The 15,613-nt window shown below is 73.8% G+C and carries 11 protein-coding genes; 3 read left to right on the forward strand and 8 right to left on the reverse strand.

The genetic code is table 11. The features are described from left to right. Window positions 1-126: 126 nt before the first annotated feature. From E1258_RS20120 to ftsY, 5 genes are all read right to left on the reverse strand, one after another. Window positions 127-2,457 (reverse strand): [protein-PII] uridylyltransferase, encoded by a 2,331-nt coding sequence (locus E1258_RS20120; RefSeq protein ID WP_132403588.1) that lies wholly within the window; start codon window positions 2,455-2,457, stop codon window positions 127-129. 14 nt (window positions 2,458-2,471) lie between these two features. Continuing rightward, entirely contained in the window at window positions 2,472-2,810 is a 339-nt protein-coding gene (locus E1258_RS20125; protein ID WP_176734061.1) for a P-II family nitrogen regulator, read from the reverse strand. Window positions 2,811-2,835: 25 nt separating this feature from the next. Then, the gene (locus E1258_RS20130) at window positions 2,836-4,245 is read right to left on the reverse strand and encodes an ammonium transporter (protein ID WP_132403591.1); all 1,410 of its coding nucleotides are present in this window, start codon (window positions 4,243-4,245) and stop codon (window positions 2,836-2,838) included. 183 nt (window positions 4,246-4,428) lie between these two features. Then, window positions 4,429-5,292: an aminoglycoside phosphotransferase family protein gene (locus tag E1258_RS20135; RefSeq protein ID WP_207919637.1), complete on the reverse strand. Its 864-nt coding sequence runs from the start codon at window positions 5,290-5,292 to the stop codon at window positions 4,429-4,431. 7 nt (window positions 5,293-5,299) lie between these two features. After that, the gene (ftsY, locus tag E1258_RS20140) at window positions 5,300-6,487 is read right to left on the reverse strand and encodes a signal recognition particle-docking protein FtsY (RefSeq protein ID WP_132403597.1); all 1,188 of its coding nucleotides are present in this window, start codon (window positions 6,485-6,487) and stop codon (window positions 5,300-5,302) included. Window positions 6,488-6,637: 150 nt separating this feature from the next. Between ftsY and E1258_RS20145 the strand changes: the two genes are divergently transcribed. Both E1258_RS20145 and E1258_RS20150 read left to right on the forward strand, forming a co-directional pair. Further along, the gene (locus E1258_RS20145) at window positions 6,638-8,356 is read left to right on the forward strand and encodes an alkaline phosphatase D family protein (protein ID WP_132403600.1); all 1,719 of its coding nucleotides are present in this window, start codon (window positions 6,638-6,640) and stop codon (window positions 8,354-8,356) included. Between the two features lie 218 nt (window positions 8,357-8,574). Next, the gene (locus E1258_RS20150) at window positions 8,575-9,096 is read left to right on the forward strand and encodes a DinB family protein (protein WP_132403603.1); all 522 of its coding nucleotides are present in this window, start codon (window positions 8,575-8,577) and stop codon (window positions 9,094-9,096) included. Window positions 9,097-9,146: 50 nt separating this feature from the next. On the opposite strand, the gene E1258_RS20155 is transcribed toward E1258_RS20150, so the two are convergent. The 3 genes from E1258_RS20155 to E1258_RS20165 all read right to left on the reverse strand — a co-directional run bounded on the left by E1258_RS20155 (window position 9,147) and on the right by E1258_RS20165 (window position 13,887). Further along, window positions 9,147-9,767, reverse strand: a complete 621-nt coding sequence (locus E1258_RS20155; RefSeq protein ID WP_132403606.1) for an HAD family hydrolase — start codon at window positions 9,765-9,767, stop codon at window positions 9,147-9,149. After that, the gene (gene smc / locus E1258_RS20160) at window positions 9,767-13,381 is read right to left on the reverse strand and encodes a chromosome segregation protein SMC (RefSeq protein ID WP_132403609.1); all 3,615 of its coding nucleotides are present in this window, start codon (window positions 13,379-13,381) and stop codon (window positions 9,767-9,769) included. Before smc ends, E1258_RS20155 begins: the two co-directional genes overlap by 1 nt. Before the next feature lie 311 nt (window positions 13,382-13,692). Next, a complete protein-coding gene (locus E1258_RS20165) occupies window positions 13,693-13,887 on the reverse strand; it encodes a hypothetical protein (RefSeq protein WP_036374707.1) in 195 nt (64 codons plus the stop codon). A gap of 358 nt (window positions 13,888-14,245) precedes the next feature. Here E1258_RS20165 and E1258_RS20170 point away from each other — a divergent pair, with 358 nt between their 5' ends. Beyond that, complete coding sequence (locus tag E1258_RS20170; protein WP_132403612.1) at window positions 14,246-15,580, forward strand: CAP domain-containing protein; 1,335 nt, start codon at window positions 14,246-14,248, stop codon at window positions 15,578-15,580. The last annotated feature ends 33 nt before the right edge of the window (window positions 15,581-15,613 follow it).

Genomic DNA, 15,613 nt, shown 5'->3' on the forward strand with positions numbered 1-15,613 from the left:
GGGCCCCGCCCATGCTCCCGCCCGCGCCTGACCGGCGTCGGCCGGCCCCGCCTCGGCTGCGGGCCCACGGGCGCGCTGTTGCAGGGGGCCGGTGCTCTACCAGAAGCGTCGACAAGGGGCCCTTCCCTACACGGCGGCGAGGACGGTGGCCTCCAGGCGGGCCCGCTCGCCGTCCGACGGCCAGCCGCCGACCAGGTAGAACGCGTCCACCACGTCCCCGCCAAGGGTGGAGATCCGGGCCGCGCGGACCTGGGCGCCGGCCTCGTCGAGGGCGCAGGTAACCCGGTACAGCAGGCCGGCCGCGTCGGCGGCGCGCAGCTCCAGCAGCACCGCGTCGGTGGCCGCGTCCCGGTGCCAGACCACCCGGGGCGCCGCGCCGGAGCCGCGCGCGGCCAGGGCCCGCCCCCGCAGCCGCTGGGTGACCGAGACATCCCCGGCGACCGCGCGGCGCAGGTCGCCGCCGAGCGCGATCGGGTCGGGCGGCAGGCCGTACCGGGGCTGCACCCGGCACTCGACCAGCGCCCGGCCGTCGACGGTGGAGGCGTCGGCGGAGAGCACCTCCAGCCGGTGCAGGGCCAGGCAACCGGCCACCGTCGCGAGCAGGCCGCGCCGGTCCGCCGCGGCCACCGCCACCCGGTCTTCGGTCAGGTGTACGACCGGCAGCGGCCCGGCGAGCAGCGCCGGGTCGGGCGCGGGCGGCGCGGGCAGCACGCCGGTGTCCAGCGCGGTGCGGACCCGGGCGACGAGTTCGGCGACGAGGCGGCCCTTCCAGTCCGACCAGGCGGCCGGGCCGGTGGCCGCCGCGTCGGCGCGGACCAGGGCGTGCAGCAGGTCCAGGGTGGTGCTGTCGCCGACCTGCTCGGCGACCCGGGCGATGGTCACCGGGTCGGACAGGTCACGGCGGGTGGCCACGTCGGGCAGGAGCAGGTGTAGCCGGACCAGCGTGCCGATGAGCGCCACCTCCGGCTCGGGCAGGCCGACCCGCGCCACCACCGCCTCGGCCAGCGGCGCGCCCACGGTGCTGTGGTCGGCGCCGCCCTCGGCGGGCAGCCCCTTGCCGATGTCGTGCAGGAACGCCCCGAGCAGCAGCAGGTCCGGCCGGTCCACCTCGCGGGTGTGCCGGCTGGCCTCGTATGCCGTCTGCACCAGGTGCCGGTCGAGGGTGTACCGGTGCACGGGGTTGTGCTGGGGCAGGCTGCGCATCCGGGTCCACTCGGGCAGCCAGCCGTCGATCAGCCCGTACCGGTCGCAGGTTTCCCAGGCGGGGACGAGGCCGGGACCCGCGCCGAGCAGGGTGATGAGGGCGGTGCGGGCGTCCGCCGGCCAGGGCGACGACAGCGGCGGACAGTACGCCGCCAGCCATTCACAGGTGGCGCGGGCGATCGGCAGCCGCGTGGTGGCCGCCGCGGCGGCCATCCGCAGGGACAGGCTCGGGTCGGGGCGCGCGCCGATGGCGGTGCGGGCCAGCACCAGCTCCCCGTCGTGCTCCACGACGTCCCGGGCGACCGGGCGGCGTACCGGGCGGGGGTCGGCGCCCCGGCGGCGGCCGGAGCGCAGCCGGTCGGCGGCCCGCCAGGCGTCGTCGAGGGCGTGGCTGACCGTGCGGGCGTCCCCGGCGACCCGGCGCAGCAGCACGTCGCCGTCGTGGGCGGCCACGGCCGCGGAGGCGGCGTCGCCCGCCGACTGCCGCAGGCCGAGCCGGGCGGCGACGCCGTCGCGTTCCTGGGCGACCAGCCGGTCGACGCGCCGGCCGACCTGCTCGTGCAGGGCGTCGCGGGTGTCGAGCAGGCGCAGGTGGGCGGCCCGGACGGCGGGGCGCAGCGCGTCGGTGATGCCGGCGGCGGCGATGGCGCGCAGGATTCCCACGTCACGCAGCCCGCCGGCGGCCTCCTTGAGGTCGCCCTCCAGCAGGAAGGCCAGCTCGCCGTGGGCCTGCCAGCGGGCCTCGGTGATCTCCCGCAGCGCGGGGAGCTGGCGGACGGCGGTGCGCCGCCAGTGGTCGGTGGCGGTGCGGGCCAGGGTGTCGGCCAGTTCCCGGTCGCCGGCGACGTACCGGGCGTCGAGCAGGCCGAGGGCGACCTTCACGTCGTCCTGGGCCACCGACAGGGCCTCGGCCAGGGTCCGCACCGAGTGGTCCAGCCGCAGGCCGGCGTCCCAGATCGGGTACCACAGCTTGGAGGCGAGCTCGTCCATGCCGGACACCCCGGCGTGCACGAGCACCAGGTCGAGGTCCCCGTACGGGGCGCACTGCCGCCGCCCGAGCCCGCCCACGGCGACCAGCGCGATCCCGGGCCGGTCCGGCAGCAGGGGCGTCAGCCACCGCTCGAACGCGGCGGCCCGCGCCCGCCGCGCGCCCTCCCCGATCCCCCCGGGTACGCCGACGACCTCGTTGACCAAAGGATGCGCGTCACCGTCGCCGGCGCTGTCCGACGCGCTCCCCTTGATCAACGAGGTCATCTACGCGAGCCGGCCTAGAGGGCGTCCAGGCCGCGTTCACCGGTGCGGACCCGGACGACGTCCTCGACGCCGGTCACCCACACCTTGCCGTCGCCGATCTTGCCGGTCCGGGCGGCACCGACGATCGCGTCGACGATCTTTTCGACGTCGATCTCGTCGGTGAGCACCTCCACCCGGATCTTCGGCAGGAACTCGACGGTGTACTCGGCACCCCGGTAGACCTCGGTGTGCCCCTTCTGGCGGCCGTAGCCTTGGACCTCGCTGACGGTCAGCCCGGCCACCCCGAGGGCGTGCAGGGCCTCCTTCACCGCGTCCAGCTGGTACGGCTTGATGACCGCGGTCACCAGCTTCATGTCCAACCCCTCCATTTCAGGAACGTTAACCGGCGACCTTCTCGCTGACCGGCTCGGACTCGTCCGACGCCGGCTTGGTGCCGGCGGCACCGGCCGGCGTTCCGATCCCGGCGAGCGCGAACGCGCTGCCGCCGCCGCTGCCACCGGCCAGGGAGAGGTCGTAACCGCTCTCGGCGTGCTCGGCGAGGTCGATGCCCTCGACCTCGGCCTCGGGCTTGAGGCGGAAGCCGATCGTCTTCTCGATCGCGAAGGCGAGCAGCCAGGCGATTCCGAAGGACCAGACGGTCACGATCAGGCCGGCGATGGCCTGGCGGCCGAGCTGGGTGACCCCGCCGCCGTAGAACAGGCCGTCCGAGGCGCCGACCACGTCGGTGATCGCGGCGTTGACCGAGTTGGTGGCGAACAGGCCGAGCCAGAGCGAGCCGATCCAGCCACCGACGAAGTGCACGCCGACCACGTCGAGGGAGTCGTCGTAGCCGAGCTTGTACTTCAGGCTGACGGCGAACGCGCAGACCGCACCGGCGACGATGCCGAGCAGGACCGACGCCCAGGGGGCGATGAAGCCACAGGCCGGGGTGATGGCGACCAGACCGGCGACCGCGCCGGAGGACGCGCCGACCATGGTCGGCTTCTTGTCCTTGATCCACTCCACCGCGAGCCAACCGAGCACCGCCGCGGCGGTGGCGAGCTGGGTGTTGATGAAGGCGAGGCCGGCGACCGAGTCGACGGTCAGCTCCGAGCCGGCGTTGAACCCGAACCAGCCGAACCAGAGCAGGCCCGCGCCGAGCGCGACCAGCGGGATGTTGTGCGGCTTCATGCCCTCGCGGGGCCAGCCGAGCCGCTTGCCGAGCACCAGGGCCACGGCGAGGGCCGCCGCACCGGCGTTGATGTGCACCGCGGTGCCACCGGCGAAGTCCAGCGCGTGGATGTCACCGCCGATGATGCCGCCGCCCCACACCCAGTGCGCGACCGGAAAGTAGACAAGCGTGGCCCACCCGAAGGCGAAAACCAGCCAGCCGGCGAACTTGGCCCGGTCGGAGATCGCGCCGCTGATCAGCGCGACGGTGATCACCGCGAAGACCATCTGGAACGCCATGAACACGTAGAGCGGGACCCCGATGCCGCTGGGGTTCTCCGCGGTGGCCCCCCACAGGTCGGTCTCGGCCATGAAGGTCTTGGTGCCGAGGTACGCCCCGGGGTCGCCCCAGAAGCCGTTCACGTCGGTCCCGAAGGCGACGCTGAAACCGTAGAACCACCACAGAACAGAGATGAGCCCAATGGCGGAGAAGCTCATCATCATCATGTTGAGCACGCCCTTGGCCCGGTTGAGCCCGCCGTAGAACAGCGCCAGTCCGGGCGTCATGAGCAGCACGAGCGCGGTCGAAACCAGCAGCCAAACGGTATTGCCGCCGTCGATCGTCGGTGCTTCAGGCACGCTGGCCTCCTAAAGGTGAAGTTCCCTCCTTCGCGGCTTCCGGGGCAGCGTCGCCCGTACGCCGGATGCGCGGAAGCTTGGCCGCCTCCTGTTTCCTTCAGGGTCACCGCTCGATTTCCAGCCTGTGACGCTGTGTTTCGTACATGTGAAGAAACCCTCACCACAGGCGACGCCGGGGCGGGCTCAACGCAGCGCGTACTCCAGGGCGTGTCGTTCGTAGTCCAACAGGCGCAAATCGCGCATCGGGCGTCGAAGATGACCTTTGTGCACAATCCGGACGAATGCCGGCTCGCCCGCGGCGGCCATCCGGCGGATGCCCTCGACGTGGTCGACGACGCGCTTGCGGATGGTCCGGACCAGCCGGTGCCGGTCGCGCGGGATCAGCCCGTACGCGTCGGCGAACAGCCGCAGCCGGCGCGGCCGGTCCGGGTGCTTCCAACCGAGGGTGATCGAGTCCCGGTCGGCAAAGATCGGCACCCAGGTCCACGCCGCGTACGCCACGTCGTAGATCCGCGCGCCCGGCGAGGCGAGGTCGAAGTCGATCAGCCCGAGGGTGCCGTCCGGCCGCCAGATCACGTTGTGCGGGGCGGCGTCGTGGTGGCAGATCACCTCGGTGTCCGGCGGAGGCGGGCCGAACGAGCGCCAGACCGCCCCGGGCGGCGGGGCGAAGCCGTACTGGGCGTCGTGGAACATCCTCAGCATGGTGGCGACCGTCACCAGCGCCTCGTCGGTGACCCAGTGCGGGGCGAGCGGGTACTCCCCGCACTCCCCCTCCAGGTACGACAGGACCTCCCGGTTGCGTTCGTCCATGCCGAGGGCCCGGGGCGCGCCGGTGAACCCGACGTACTCCAGGTGGCGCAGCAGGGCGTGCACGGACGGGGTCCACGGGCCGGCGTTGCGCCGGACGGTGTCACCGACCCGGACCACGGTGCTCACGTTCCCGCCATGCAGCGGGATCTCCTGCGAAGTCACGTACGGTCTCCCGAGGCCCGGCGCCGGGTGGCGGGGGTCGCGCCACCCGGTGTAGGCGCGATCGTCACTGGTCACTGCGAGGTTACGCGTCCCGGGCGAGCGGCTCGGTGCCGAGCAGCGCGTCGACGAACTGAGCCGGGTCGAACGGGGCGAGGTCGTCCTTGCCCTCGCCGAGGCCGACCAGCTTGACCGGGATGCCGAGCTTGCGCTGCACGGCGATCACGATGCCGCCCTTGGCGGTGCCGTCGAGCTTGGTCAGCACCACACCGGTCACGTTGACCACCTCGGTGAAGACCCGCGCCTGCTCCAGGCCGTTCTGGCCGGTGGTGGCGTCGAGCACGAGCAGGGTCTCGTCGATCGGGCCGTGCTTGGAGACGACCCGTTTGACCTTGCCCAGCTCGTCCATGAGGCCGACCTTGTTCTGCAACCGGCCGGCGGTGTCGATCAGCACGGTGTCCACGCCGGTGTCGATGCCCCGCTTGACCGCGTCGAACGCCACGCTGGCCGGGTCGGCGGCCTCCGGGCCCCGGACGGTCTCCGCACCGACCCGGCCGCCCCACGTCTGGAGCTGGTCGGCGGCGGCGGCACGGAAGGTGTCGGCCGCGCCGAGCAGCACGCTACGGCCGTCGGCGACCAGCACCCGGGCGATCTTGCCGCAGGTGGTGGTCTTGCCGGCGCCGTTGACGCCGACCACCAGCACCACCGCCGGCACGCCGTCCTTGGGCGCGGTGCGCAGCGACCGGTCCAGGGCCGGGTCGAGGGCGTCGACCAGCTCGGCGGCGAGCAGGGCGCGCAGCTCGGTGGCGGAACGGGTGCCGAGCACCCGGGTCCGCTCCCGCAGCCGGTCGACGATGTCGCGGGTGGCGTCGATGCCGACGTCGGCGGTGATCAGGCTGTCCTCGATCTCCTCCCACGTGTCCTCGTCGAGGTGGTCGCGGGAGAGCAGGCCGAGCAGACCCTTGCCGAAGGCGTTCTGCGAGCGGGACAACCGCGAACGCAGCCGGACCAGCCGGCCGGCGGTCGGCTCGGGCATCTCGACGACGAGCGGCGCCTCCCGCACGGGCGGGGGCTCGACGAGGATCCCGGTGGATAGCTCCGCCTCCGGTGCCTCGACTGGCGGCCCGGCGAGGTCCCGTCCGGGCCGGGTGTCCACCTCCGTCTCCGGCAGCGGCGGTTCGGGGCGCCGGCGCAGCCGTGACACCACCAGCCCGAGGCCGCCGAGGATCAGCACGCCGAGCAGGGCGAGCGCGATGAGGAGGTATTCCGTCATGCCGAAATCCTGTCAGATGCCGGCGGCGGCGTCCCAGCCACCGCACCCGACGGGTGTGCGAGCTGCGGGTACGCTCGCGGCGGCCAGGGGCGGCGCGACGGCCGACCGGGTAGAAATGATGAGATCGTCTCGCCCTCTGGGAGGTTCCCCATGCCGGCTCCCCGCCTGCTCATCGGCCCGCTGCTGCGCCGGGTCGTCGGCACGCGGGCCACCGTCTGGGTGGAGACCAGCGCGCCCGCGACGGTCCGGGTCCGCACGGCCGACGGCGCCGAGGGGGCGGCGGGAACCTTCTCCGCGTACGACCACCACTACGCGCTCGTCATGGTCGAGGGGCTCACCCCCGACAGCGCGACGACGTACGAGGTGCTGGTCGACGACGAGGTGGCCTGGCCGGAGCCCCGGGCCGGGTTCCCGCCCAGCATGATCCGCACCCGAGCCGCCGACGACCGGGACCAGCCGGTGCGCCTCGTCTTCGGCTCCTGCCGGGAGACCACCCAGCACTCGACCGCCCGCCGGCTGCCCCCCGACGCGCTCGACGCGTACGCCCGGCGGTTGATGGCCGAGCCGGACCGGGCCGCCGCCCAGCCCGACCTGCTGGTGCTGCTCGGCGACCAGGTCTACGCCGACGAGACCTCGCCGACCGTGCGGCGGCTGCTCAAGCGGCGCCGGCGGCGGCCGGCGGGCGCCCCGGCGACGCAGGTGGTCAGCTTCGACGAGTACACCAAGCTCTACCTGGAATCGTGGCGCGACCCGGAGATCCGCTGGCTCTTCTCCACCGTGCCCAGCGTGATGATCTTCGACGACCACGAGGTGATCGACGACTGGAACACCTCCGCGGCGTGGCGTGACGACATGCGCGCCCAGCCCTGGTGGGCCGAGCGGATCGGCAGCGGGCTGGCCTCCTACTGGGTGTACCAGCACCTGGGCAACCTCGCCCCGGACGAGATCGCCGCCGACCCGGTGTACGCGAAGGTCACCGCCGCCGGGGCGGACGCCACCGAGGTGTTGCGCGAGTTCGGCGCCCGGGTCGACCGGGAGGCCGACGAGGCCCACGACACCGAGCGCTGGCGCGCGGTGCAGTACCAGTGGAGCTACGCCCTGGACCTGGGGCGCACGAGGCTGGTGATGCTGGACAACCGGTGCAGCCGGGTGCTGGATCGGGGCAACCGGGCGATGCTGCCGCCCGGCGAGTGGTCCTGGTTCCTGGACCAGGCCCACGGCGTCTACGACCATCTCGTCGTCGGCGCGTCGCTGCCCTGGCTGCTGCCGCCGGGCATCCACCACGTGGAGGCGTGGAGCGAGAAGCTCGCCGACTCCCGGCACCGCTGGGTGTCCGGCTTCGCCGAGCGGCTGCGCCGGGCGCTGGACCTGGAGCACTGGGCCGCGTTCCGTCGCTCCTTCGACGCCCTCGGCGCGCTCTTCGTCCGGCTGGGCAGCGGCCCGGCCGGGCGCACCGGGGACCGGGTCGGCACCGGCCCGGCATACCCGCCGCCCGCGTCGATCAGCGTGCTGTCGGGGGACGTGCACCACTCGTACGTGGCCCGGGCCCGCTTCGCCGACCCGCAGGTGCGCACCCCCGTGCACCAACTCACCTGCTCGCCGATCCACAACCAGGTGCCGGCGGCGATGCGCCCGCTGATGCGGCTGGGCTGGTCGCCGGGGCCGGCCGGGGCCGGCCGCGCGCTGGCCCGCTCGGCGGGGGTACGCCGTCCCAGCGTGCGTTGGCGCAAGCTGGCCGGGCCGTACTTCGGCAACGCGGTGGCCACCCTGACCCACACCGGCCGCACGGCCGACGTGACGATCGAGGGCACCACCGGCGACGGGCACCTGCGGCCGGTGTTCCGGAGGCGGCTCGCCTCCGAGGGCTGAGCCCGTCGCGCCCGTCCCCCGCGGGCGTTGATCGTTCCCCGGTGACCCCGCGGTTCGTCGAGCACCGAGTGCAAGGAAGGGCCCCCTGTTAACGCTTCCTGTATAGGAAGGGCCCCTTCCTGACGCCCCACGGCACAGCCCCAGCGCGGCACAGTCCGCACGGTTGGCGCGCGCTAAACCGATCGCAGGGTGTCGGGGGTACCCGCCAGGATGAGCGGATGACCTGGAGAGCACCGCAGATCACCCGTACCGACGCACCGCTGGTCGCCGACGAGCGCACCCAACTCGACGGTTGGCTGGACTTCCACCGGCAGACCCTGCTGCACAAGTGCGCCGGGCTGACCGCCGAGCAGCTACGCACGCCGAGCGTCGAGCCGTCCGGGCTGAGCCTGCTCGGCCTGGTGCGGCACCTGGCCGAGGTGGAGGCGTGGTGGTTCCGGGAGAGCTTCGCCGGCCAGCGCGTCGACTATCCGTACTTCACGCCGGAGAACCCGGACGCCGACCACGACGTCAGCGACGCCGATGCCGAGGCCGACTTCGCCACCTTCCACCGGGAGGTCGCCCTCGCCCGCGCCGCCGCGGCCGGCCGCTCCCTCGACGAGACATTCACCGAGGTCGGGCCCAAGAAGCGGACGTTCAGCCTGCGCTGGGTCTACCTGCACATGATCGAGGAGTACGCCCGGCACAACGGCCACGCCGACCTGATCCGGGAACGCATCGACGGCGCCACCGGTGGATGACCGTCGGCACCGGTCGGGCCGGATCAGCAGAGAACGAGCAGAGAACCGGCTCAGTACGCCAACGCCGCCCGCAGGTAGCGCAGCCCCGACGGCCCGTCCCACCGGTACGCCGACAGCCCGGCCGCCCGGGCGCCCCGGATCGCCCAGTCCTCGTCGTCGACGAAGAGCACCCGGGCCGGCGGGGTCCCCAGCGCCGCGCAGGCCGCCTGGAAGTACTCCTTCGCCGGCTTGTGCACCCCGACGACCGAGGAGTTGACCACCACGTCCAGCTCGCCGGCCAGGCCGAGCGCGGCGAGGTCGGTGTCGAGCAGGTCGGTGCCGTTGGTGCCGAGCCCGACCCGTACCCCCGCGGCCCGCACCTCGCGCACGAACGCCAGCACCTCGGGGTCCACCTCGCCCCGGTAGCGCTGCCACTGCTCCACCGCGGCGCGGGCGCGTTGCGGGCCGCCGGCCGAGTCGGCCAGCGCGTCGGCGATGCTGGAAATCCAGTCGGCGTGGCTGACCTGGCCGGTCAGCACCGGCTGGAGCCGTCCCCAGTGCATGGCGATCTCGGTGAGCACCCCCTCGGCGAGGCCGTACTCCCGTTCCACGCCAGCGGCCACCGCCGGGTCCCAGCGCCGCAGCACCCCGTCGAGATCCACCAGGAGCGCTGTCGCGCGTTCCCGAGCCACTACTGATTCTCCTCGCCGCGGCCGTGCCGCTCGTTCTCCCCGTCGGCCCGGTTGAGCCGCTGGCTGATCACCTGGGTGACCCCGCTGCGCATGGTCACCCCGTAGAGGGCGTCGGCGATCTCCATCGTCCGCTTCTGGTGGGTGATGACGATCAGCTGACTCTTCTCCCGCAACTGTGCCAGCAAGGTGATCAATCTGCCCAGGTTGACGTCGTCGAGGGCCGCCTCCACCTCGTCCATGATGTAGAACGGGCTGGGCCGGGCCCGGAAGATCGCCACCAGCATCGCCACGGCGGTCAGCGACCGCTCGCCGCCGGAGAGCAGCGACAGCCGCTTGATCTTCTTGCCCGGCGGGCGGGCCTCCACCTCCACGCCGGTGGCGAGCAGGTCCTCGGGGTCGGTGAGGATCAGCCGGCCCTCGCCGCCGGGAAAGAGCACCGTGAAGACCTGCTCGAACTCCCGGGCGGTGTCTGCGAACGCGCTGGCGAAGACCTCCAGGATCCGCGCGTCGACGTCCTTGACCACGGTCAGCAGGTCCCGGCGGGTGGCCCTGAGGTCCTCCAACTGCTCGGAGAGGAACTTGTAGCGCTCCTCCAGCGCGGCGAACTCCTCCAGCGCCAGGGGATTGACCTTGCCGAGCAGGGCCAGCTCCCGTTCCGCCTTCGCGGCCCGCTTCTCCTGCACCGGCCGCTCGAAGCGGACCGGCTCGGGCACCGGCAGCCCGTCCCGCTCGGCCGCCGCCACGTCGGCCTGGGTCGGCGGTACGGGCTGCGTCGGGCCGTACTCGGCGACCAGCGTCTCCACGTCGAGGCCGAAGTCCTCGGCGGCCTTGGCCTCCAACTGCTCGATGCGCAGCCGCTGCTCGGCCCGGGCCACCTCGTCCCGGTGCACCTGGCTGGTCAGCCGCTCCAGCTCCGCGCCGAGGCGCTTCGCCGCGCCGCGTACCTCGGACAGCTCGGCCTCGCGGGCCGCCCGCTCGCGCGTCACGGCGTCGCGGTGTTCCTCGGCCCGCGCGATCGAGACGGCGAGCCGGGTCAGCGCCTCGCGGGCGCCGCCGACCACGGCGCGGGCGATGTTCGCGCCCCGGGCGCGCGCCGCGCGGCGGGCCGCCGCGCGCTCCCGCGCGGCCCGCTCGGCGGCGGCCTGGCGGCGCAGCGAGTCGGCCCGGCCGGCGATCGAGGAAACCCGCTCCTCGGCGGTACGCACGGCGAGCCGGACCTCCATCTCGTTCTGCCGAGCCTGCGGCACCATCGCGGCGAGTTGGTCGCGTTCCTCCGTCGACGGCTCGGCGTCGATCGGGGTGGCCTCGGCAAGCCGCAGCCGCTCCTCCAGCTCGGCCAGGGCGGCGAGGTCCCGTTGCCGGGCCGCCTCGGCACGGGCCCGGGACTCGCCGAGCCGGTCGGTCTCCGCCTTCGCCGACCGGGCGGCGGCGCCCAGCTCGGCGAGGCGTCGGGCGGCGGCGTTGCGGTGGCTCTCGGCCTCCCGCTTCGCGGCGGCGGCGTGCTGCACGGCCTCCTTGGCGGCGGCCACCTCGGCGCGCGCCTCGACGAGCTGGTCGCGCAGCTCGGCGGCGGCGCGCTCGGCGGCGAGCCGGTTGGCCCGGGCCTCCTCGACGGCGGCCTGCACCTCGATGAAGCTGGGTGCCTTCGCCGACCCGCCGGCCGCCGCGTACGCCCCGACGACGTCGCCGTCCGGGGTCACCGCGCGCAGCTCCGGGTTGCCGGCGACCAGCTCGGCGGCGGCAGCGAGGTCGTCGACGAGGACCACGTCGCGCAGCGCCCGGTGCACGGCGGGACGGAGTTCGGCGGAGCACTCGACCAGGTCGGGGGCCCAGCGGGCGTGGGCGGGCAGCTCCGGGCGCAGGGCGTCGGCCGGCCCGGTCATGCCCGGCCCGGCGGGGCTGCCGACGAGCAGGCCCGCCCGCCCGGCGTCGGAGATCTTGAGCAGCCGCATCGCCTCGACGGCCTCGTCGACGCCGCTGACCGCGACCGCGTCGGCGAGCCCGCCGAGCGCGGCGGCGAGCGCCGCGGAGTGGCCCGGGGCGACGGTGAGCAGCCCGGCGAGACTGCCGAGCAGGCCCGGCACCTCGCCGGCGCGGGCCAGCAGCGCACCCGCGCCGTCCTTGCGGCGCAGGCCGATGGCGAGCGCCTCTTCGCGGGCCTTCTGCGTGGCGGCGTCCTTCTCGGCGGCCCGTTCGGCGTCGGCGAGAAGACGCGCGGCGGCCTGCGCGCGCTCCTGGACGGCGACGGCCTCGGCGTGCCGGTCGTCGAGGTCGGCGTTGTCCCGGTCGGCCTCCGTGGACTGCTCGGCGACCGCGTCCAGGTCAGCCTGCGCCTGCTCGGCGCGGGCCAGGGCGTCGGCGTGCGCGGCGGCGAGCCGTTCGATCTCCTCCCCGGCGCTCGTGGTGCGGGCGCGGGCCGAGTTGACCTGGCCGGTGAGCCGGGCCAGCCCCTCCCGTCTGTCGGCGATCGCCTTCGCGGCGGCGACCAGTTCCCGCTCGGCGGCGGCGAGCTGGCGTTCCAGCTCCTGCCGCCGCTCGACGGCCTCGGCGAGGCGGATCTGGTCGTCGGTGAGCGCGCCGCGCAGCTCCTCCTCCTGCTCGCGGACCCGCTCCGCCTCGGCCTCCAACTGGTCGGGGTCGCGGCCGGGGCGCTCGTCGTCGGGCGTGGCGGTGAGGTGGCGCAGCCGCTCGCGGGCGAGCTGCTCGACGGAGCGGAACCGCTCGGAGAGGGCGGAGAGCCGGTACCAGGTGTCCTGGGCGGCGGCGAGCAGCGGGGCGTCCTCGGCGAGGGCGGTCTCCAGCTCGCCGAGCCGGGCCTGCGCCTCGGAGTGCTCCGCCTCGACCTCCTGGCGTCGCTCGCGCGCGGCGCTCTCGTCGGCGATCTCCCGGTTGAGGGTGGCGCGCAGGGTGTGCAGGTCGTCGGCGAGCAGCCGCAGCCGGGCGTCGCGCAGGTTGGCCTGGATCGCGGCGGCCCGCCGGGCCACCTCGGCCTGCCGGCCCAGCGGCTTGAGCTGGCGGCGCAGCTCGGCGGTGAGGTCGGTGAGCCGGTTGAGATTCGTCTGCATCGCGTCGAGCTTCCGCAGCGCCTTCTCCTTGCGCTTGCGGTGCTTGAGGACGCCGGCCGCCTCCTCGATGAACGCCCGCCGGTCCTCCGGCTTGGCGTGCAGCATCCCGTCGAGGCGGCCCTGACCGACGATGATGTGCATCTCCCGGCCGATGCCGGAGTCCGACAGCAGCTCCTGGATGTCGAGCAGGCGGCAGGAGTCGCCGTTGATCTCGTACTCGCTCTCGCCCGAGCGGAACATCCGGCGGGTGATGGAGACCTCGGTGTACTCGATGGGCAACGCGCCGTCGGTGTTGTCGATGGTGAGGGTGACCTCGGCCCGACCCAGCGGGGCCCGCCCGGCGGTGCCGGCGAAGATGACGTCCTCCATCTTGCCCCCGCGCAGCGCCTTGGCACCCTGCTCGCCGAGCACCCAGGCGATGGCGTCGACGACGTTGGACTTGCCGGAGCCGTTCGGGCCGACCACGCAGGTGATCCCGGGCTCCAGCTTCAGCGTCGTCGCGGAGGCGAAGGACTTGAACCCCTTCACCGTCAGGCTCTTGAGATACACCTTCTCGATCCTCGTCCGGTGGCCGCCGAGCGTCGTGGGCTGCGCGGACCTGGTGAACCCGCAGACTAACCCGGTGCCGCCGGTGGTCGGGCACGCGACCCGCCCCGGGCGACGTCGACGGCCGGTTCCGCGACCCGCGTACCGGGGTTTCCCGGTACGGATCGGACAGTCGTCGCGGCCGAACCTTGATCAATTATCCAAGATCAGAGAATGGTGCCGGGAAAATGGTCCGGACATGGCAGCGCGCCGGCACAGTAAGTGTCGGCGCGCGATTTTGCGTGGTGCGATTCAGTTGTCGGACCAACCGGAGATCAGGTCAGTGCGGGCTCGGCCAGACGGAGGAGGTCATCCGCCTCCGCCGCAGCCGCCGCGAGCCGATCGTTCTCGGCGCGCAGGCGCGTGATCTCGAACTCCAGTGCCTGAACCCTGGACCGCAGTCGGGTGACCTCGTCGAGCAGACGCCGATCGGGCGCTGCACCTACGTGGCCGTAGAGGGCCTTCGCCATGCTGACTCCTTGATATGCGCTGCCGGAAAGGCCGGACCAACGCGCGCCCACTCGTTCGCGGCTGCCATTCCCAGCGATTCTGGGCATGACCGGGCGCGACTGGCGACACCTACATATTGAGCCGACAACCCCTCATTCGTCAAGTTACCGCAGGCCGTAGATCATCTTCACGTCGGCCGAACCACTTGTCGGGGGGCTGCCACAAAGGCACGGACACGCTCTGTCCGGACTCGTTAACTGTACGCCCGGGAACGACGGAACTCACCCCACGCGAACCGCTTTCGTCTTAACTCTTTCTTAGCCACGTTGCCGCAGCTAGCACCGCGCCCGTACGGTCACCCCGGCCCGCAACCGACCTATGGAGGCGACAGGCGTGTACGGCTGGACCGACCCGAACGACCCGGAGGGCTCGCGGTGGCGCCAGGAGCCCCCGGCCGACGAGCCGGCCTGGCTGACCGACCGCCCCGGGCCAAGGTCGGCCTACCTGTTCGGGGACGAACCGGATCAGCCAAGTGACCAATGGCACACCGACCGGTCCCGGCCGGAGCCGGTCGACCACCCGTGGGCGGACCACCCCCACGGGCAGGAGCAGCCGGCGCACCAGCCCACCGGGCAGTGGCAGCCGTCCGAACAGCCCACCGGGCAGTGGCGGCTGGACGCCGTTTCCTGGCCCGCCGAGAACACGGGCGGCGTGCGGCCCGGGGGCGAGCCCCGGCACGACCAGCCGACCGGGCAGTGGGTGCCGGCCGACGTCGACAGGCCGGCCCCCTGGCCGGCAGCGGACACGCCGGCAGCAGACGCGCCGGCGGCACACGCGCCAGCGGTAGACGCGCCGGCGGCGGACCACACCCGGGCGCTCCCGGTCGTCGGCGGGGCGACGCCGGCGACCGGGCGGCCGGTCGACCTCGCGGCGCGGCGCGGCGGCAACGCCCCGGGCGACGGCGAGGGGCGGCACCGGCCGGCCCGTCGGCTCCCGCGCCCGCTACTGATCGGTGGCGCCGCTGCGGCGGCCACCCTGGTGGTCAGCCTCGGCGTCGGTGCCCTCGTACTGCCCGGCGGGGATGCCCCACGGACCGACCCGGCCGCGGTCGACGTCCCGGTCGCCGCGCCCGTCGACCCGACCCCCTCGACGCCGGCCAGCCCACTGATTTCGCCCTCACCGAGCGCCTCGCCGACGAGCGCCAGTCCCTCCCCCTCGCCGAGCCGGACCGCCAAGCCGACCCCGAAGCCCAGCCGGTCAGCCACCGCGTCGCGGAACAGCCAGCGCAGCATCGCCCCCGCCACGCCCCGGGCCGCCGCCGCGCCGGGCGTGAGCGCCCAGGCGCGGGAGGTCGTCAATCTGGTCAACGCGGAGCGGGCCAAGGCCGGATGCGGCGCACTGAAGATCAACGACAAGCTGATGGCGGCGGCCCAGGCACACAGCCAGGACCAGGCCGACAACCGGAAGATGTCGCACGACGGCAGCGACGGCAGCGACGTCGGCGACCGGCTCGGCCGGGTCGGCTACGCCTGGCGCGCGTACGGCGAGAACGTCGCGTGGAACCAGCAGACCCCGGCCGCGGTGATGGACGCCTGGATGAACAGCCCGGGACACCGGGCCAACATCCTGAACTGCTCCTTCACCGAGATCGGCGTCGGCATCGCCAGCAGCAACGGGCCGTACTGGACGCAGGACTTCGGCACCCCGCGCTGATTCGGGCCACGGCGGGGCCCCGGGGGGTGGGGC

Source organism: Micromonospora sp. KC207, assembly GCF_004348615.1.
Classification (GTDB): Bacteria; Actinomycetota; Actinomycetes; order Mycobacteriales; family Micromonosporaceae; genus Micromonospora.

Excerpts from the sequence above, each read along its gene's own strand:
- E1258_RS20120 (WP_132403588.1), bottom strand. The coding sequence starts at position 2,457 with ATGACCTCGTTGATCAAGGGGAGCGCGTCGGACAGCGCCGGCGACGGT.
- E1258_RS20125 (WP_176734061.1), bottom strand. The coding sequence starts at position 2,810 with ATGAAGCTGGTGACCGCGGTCATCAAGCCGTACCAGCTGGACGCGGTG.
- ftsY (WP_132403597.1), bottom strand. The coding sequence starts at position 6,487 with ATGACGGAATACCTCCTCATCGCGCTCGCCCTGCTCGGCGTGCTGATC.
- E1258_RS20145 (WP_132403600.1), top strand. The coding sequence starts at position 6,638 with ATGCCGGCTCCCCGCCTGCTCATCGGCCCGCTGCTGCGCCGGGTCGTC.
- E1258_RS20150 (WP_132403603.1), top strand. The coding sequence starts at position 8,575 with ATGACCTGGAGAGCACCGCAGATCACCCGTACCGACGCACCGCTGGTC.
- E1258_RS20165 (WP_036374707.1), bottom strand. The coding sequence starts at position 13,887 with ATGGCGAAGGCCCTCTACGGCCACGTAGGTGCAGCGCCCGATCGGCGT.
- E1258_RS20170 (WP_132403612.1), top strand. The coding sequence starts at position 14,246 with ATGGAGGCGACAGGCGTGTACGGCTGGACCGACCCGAACGACCCGGAG.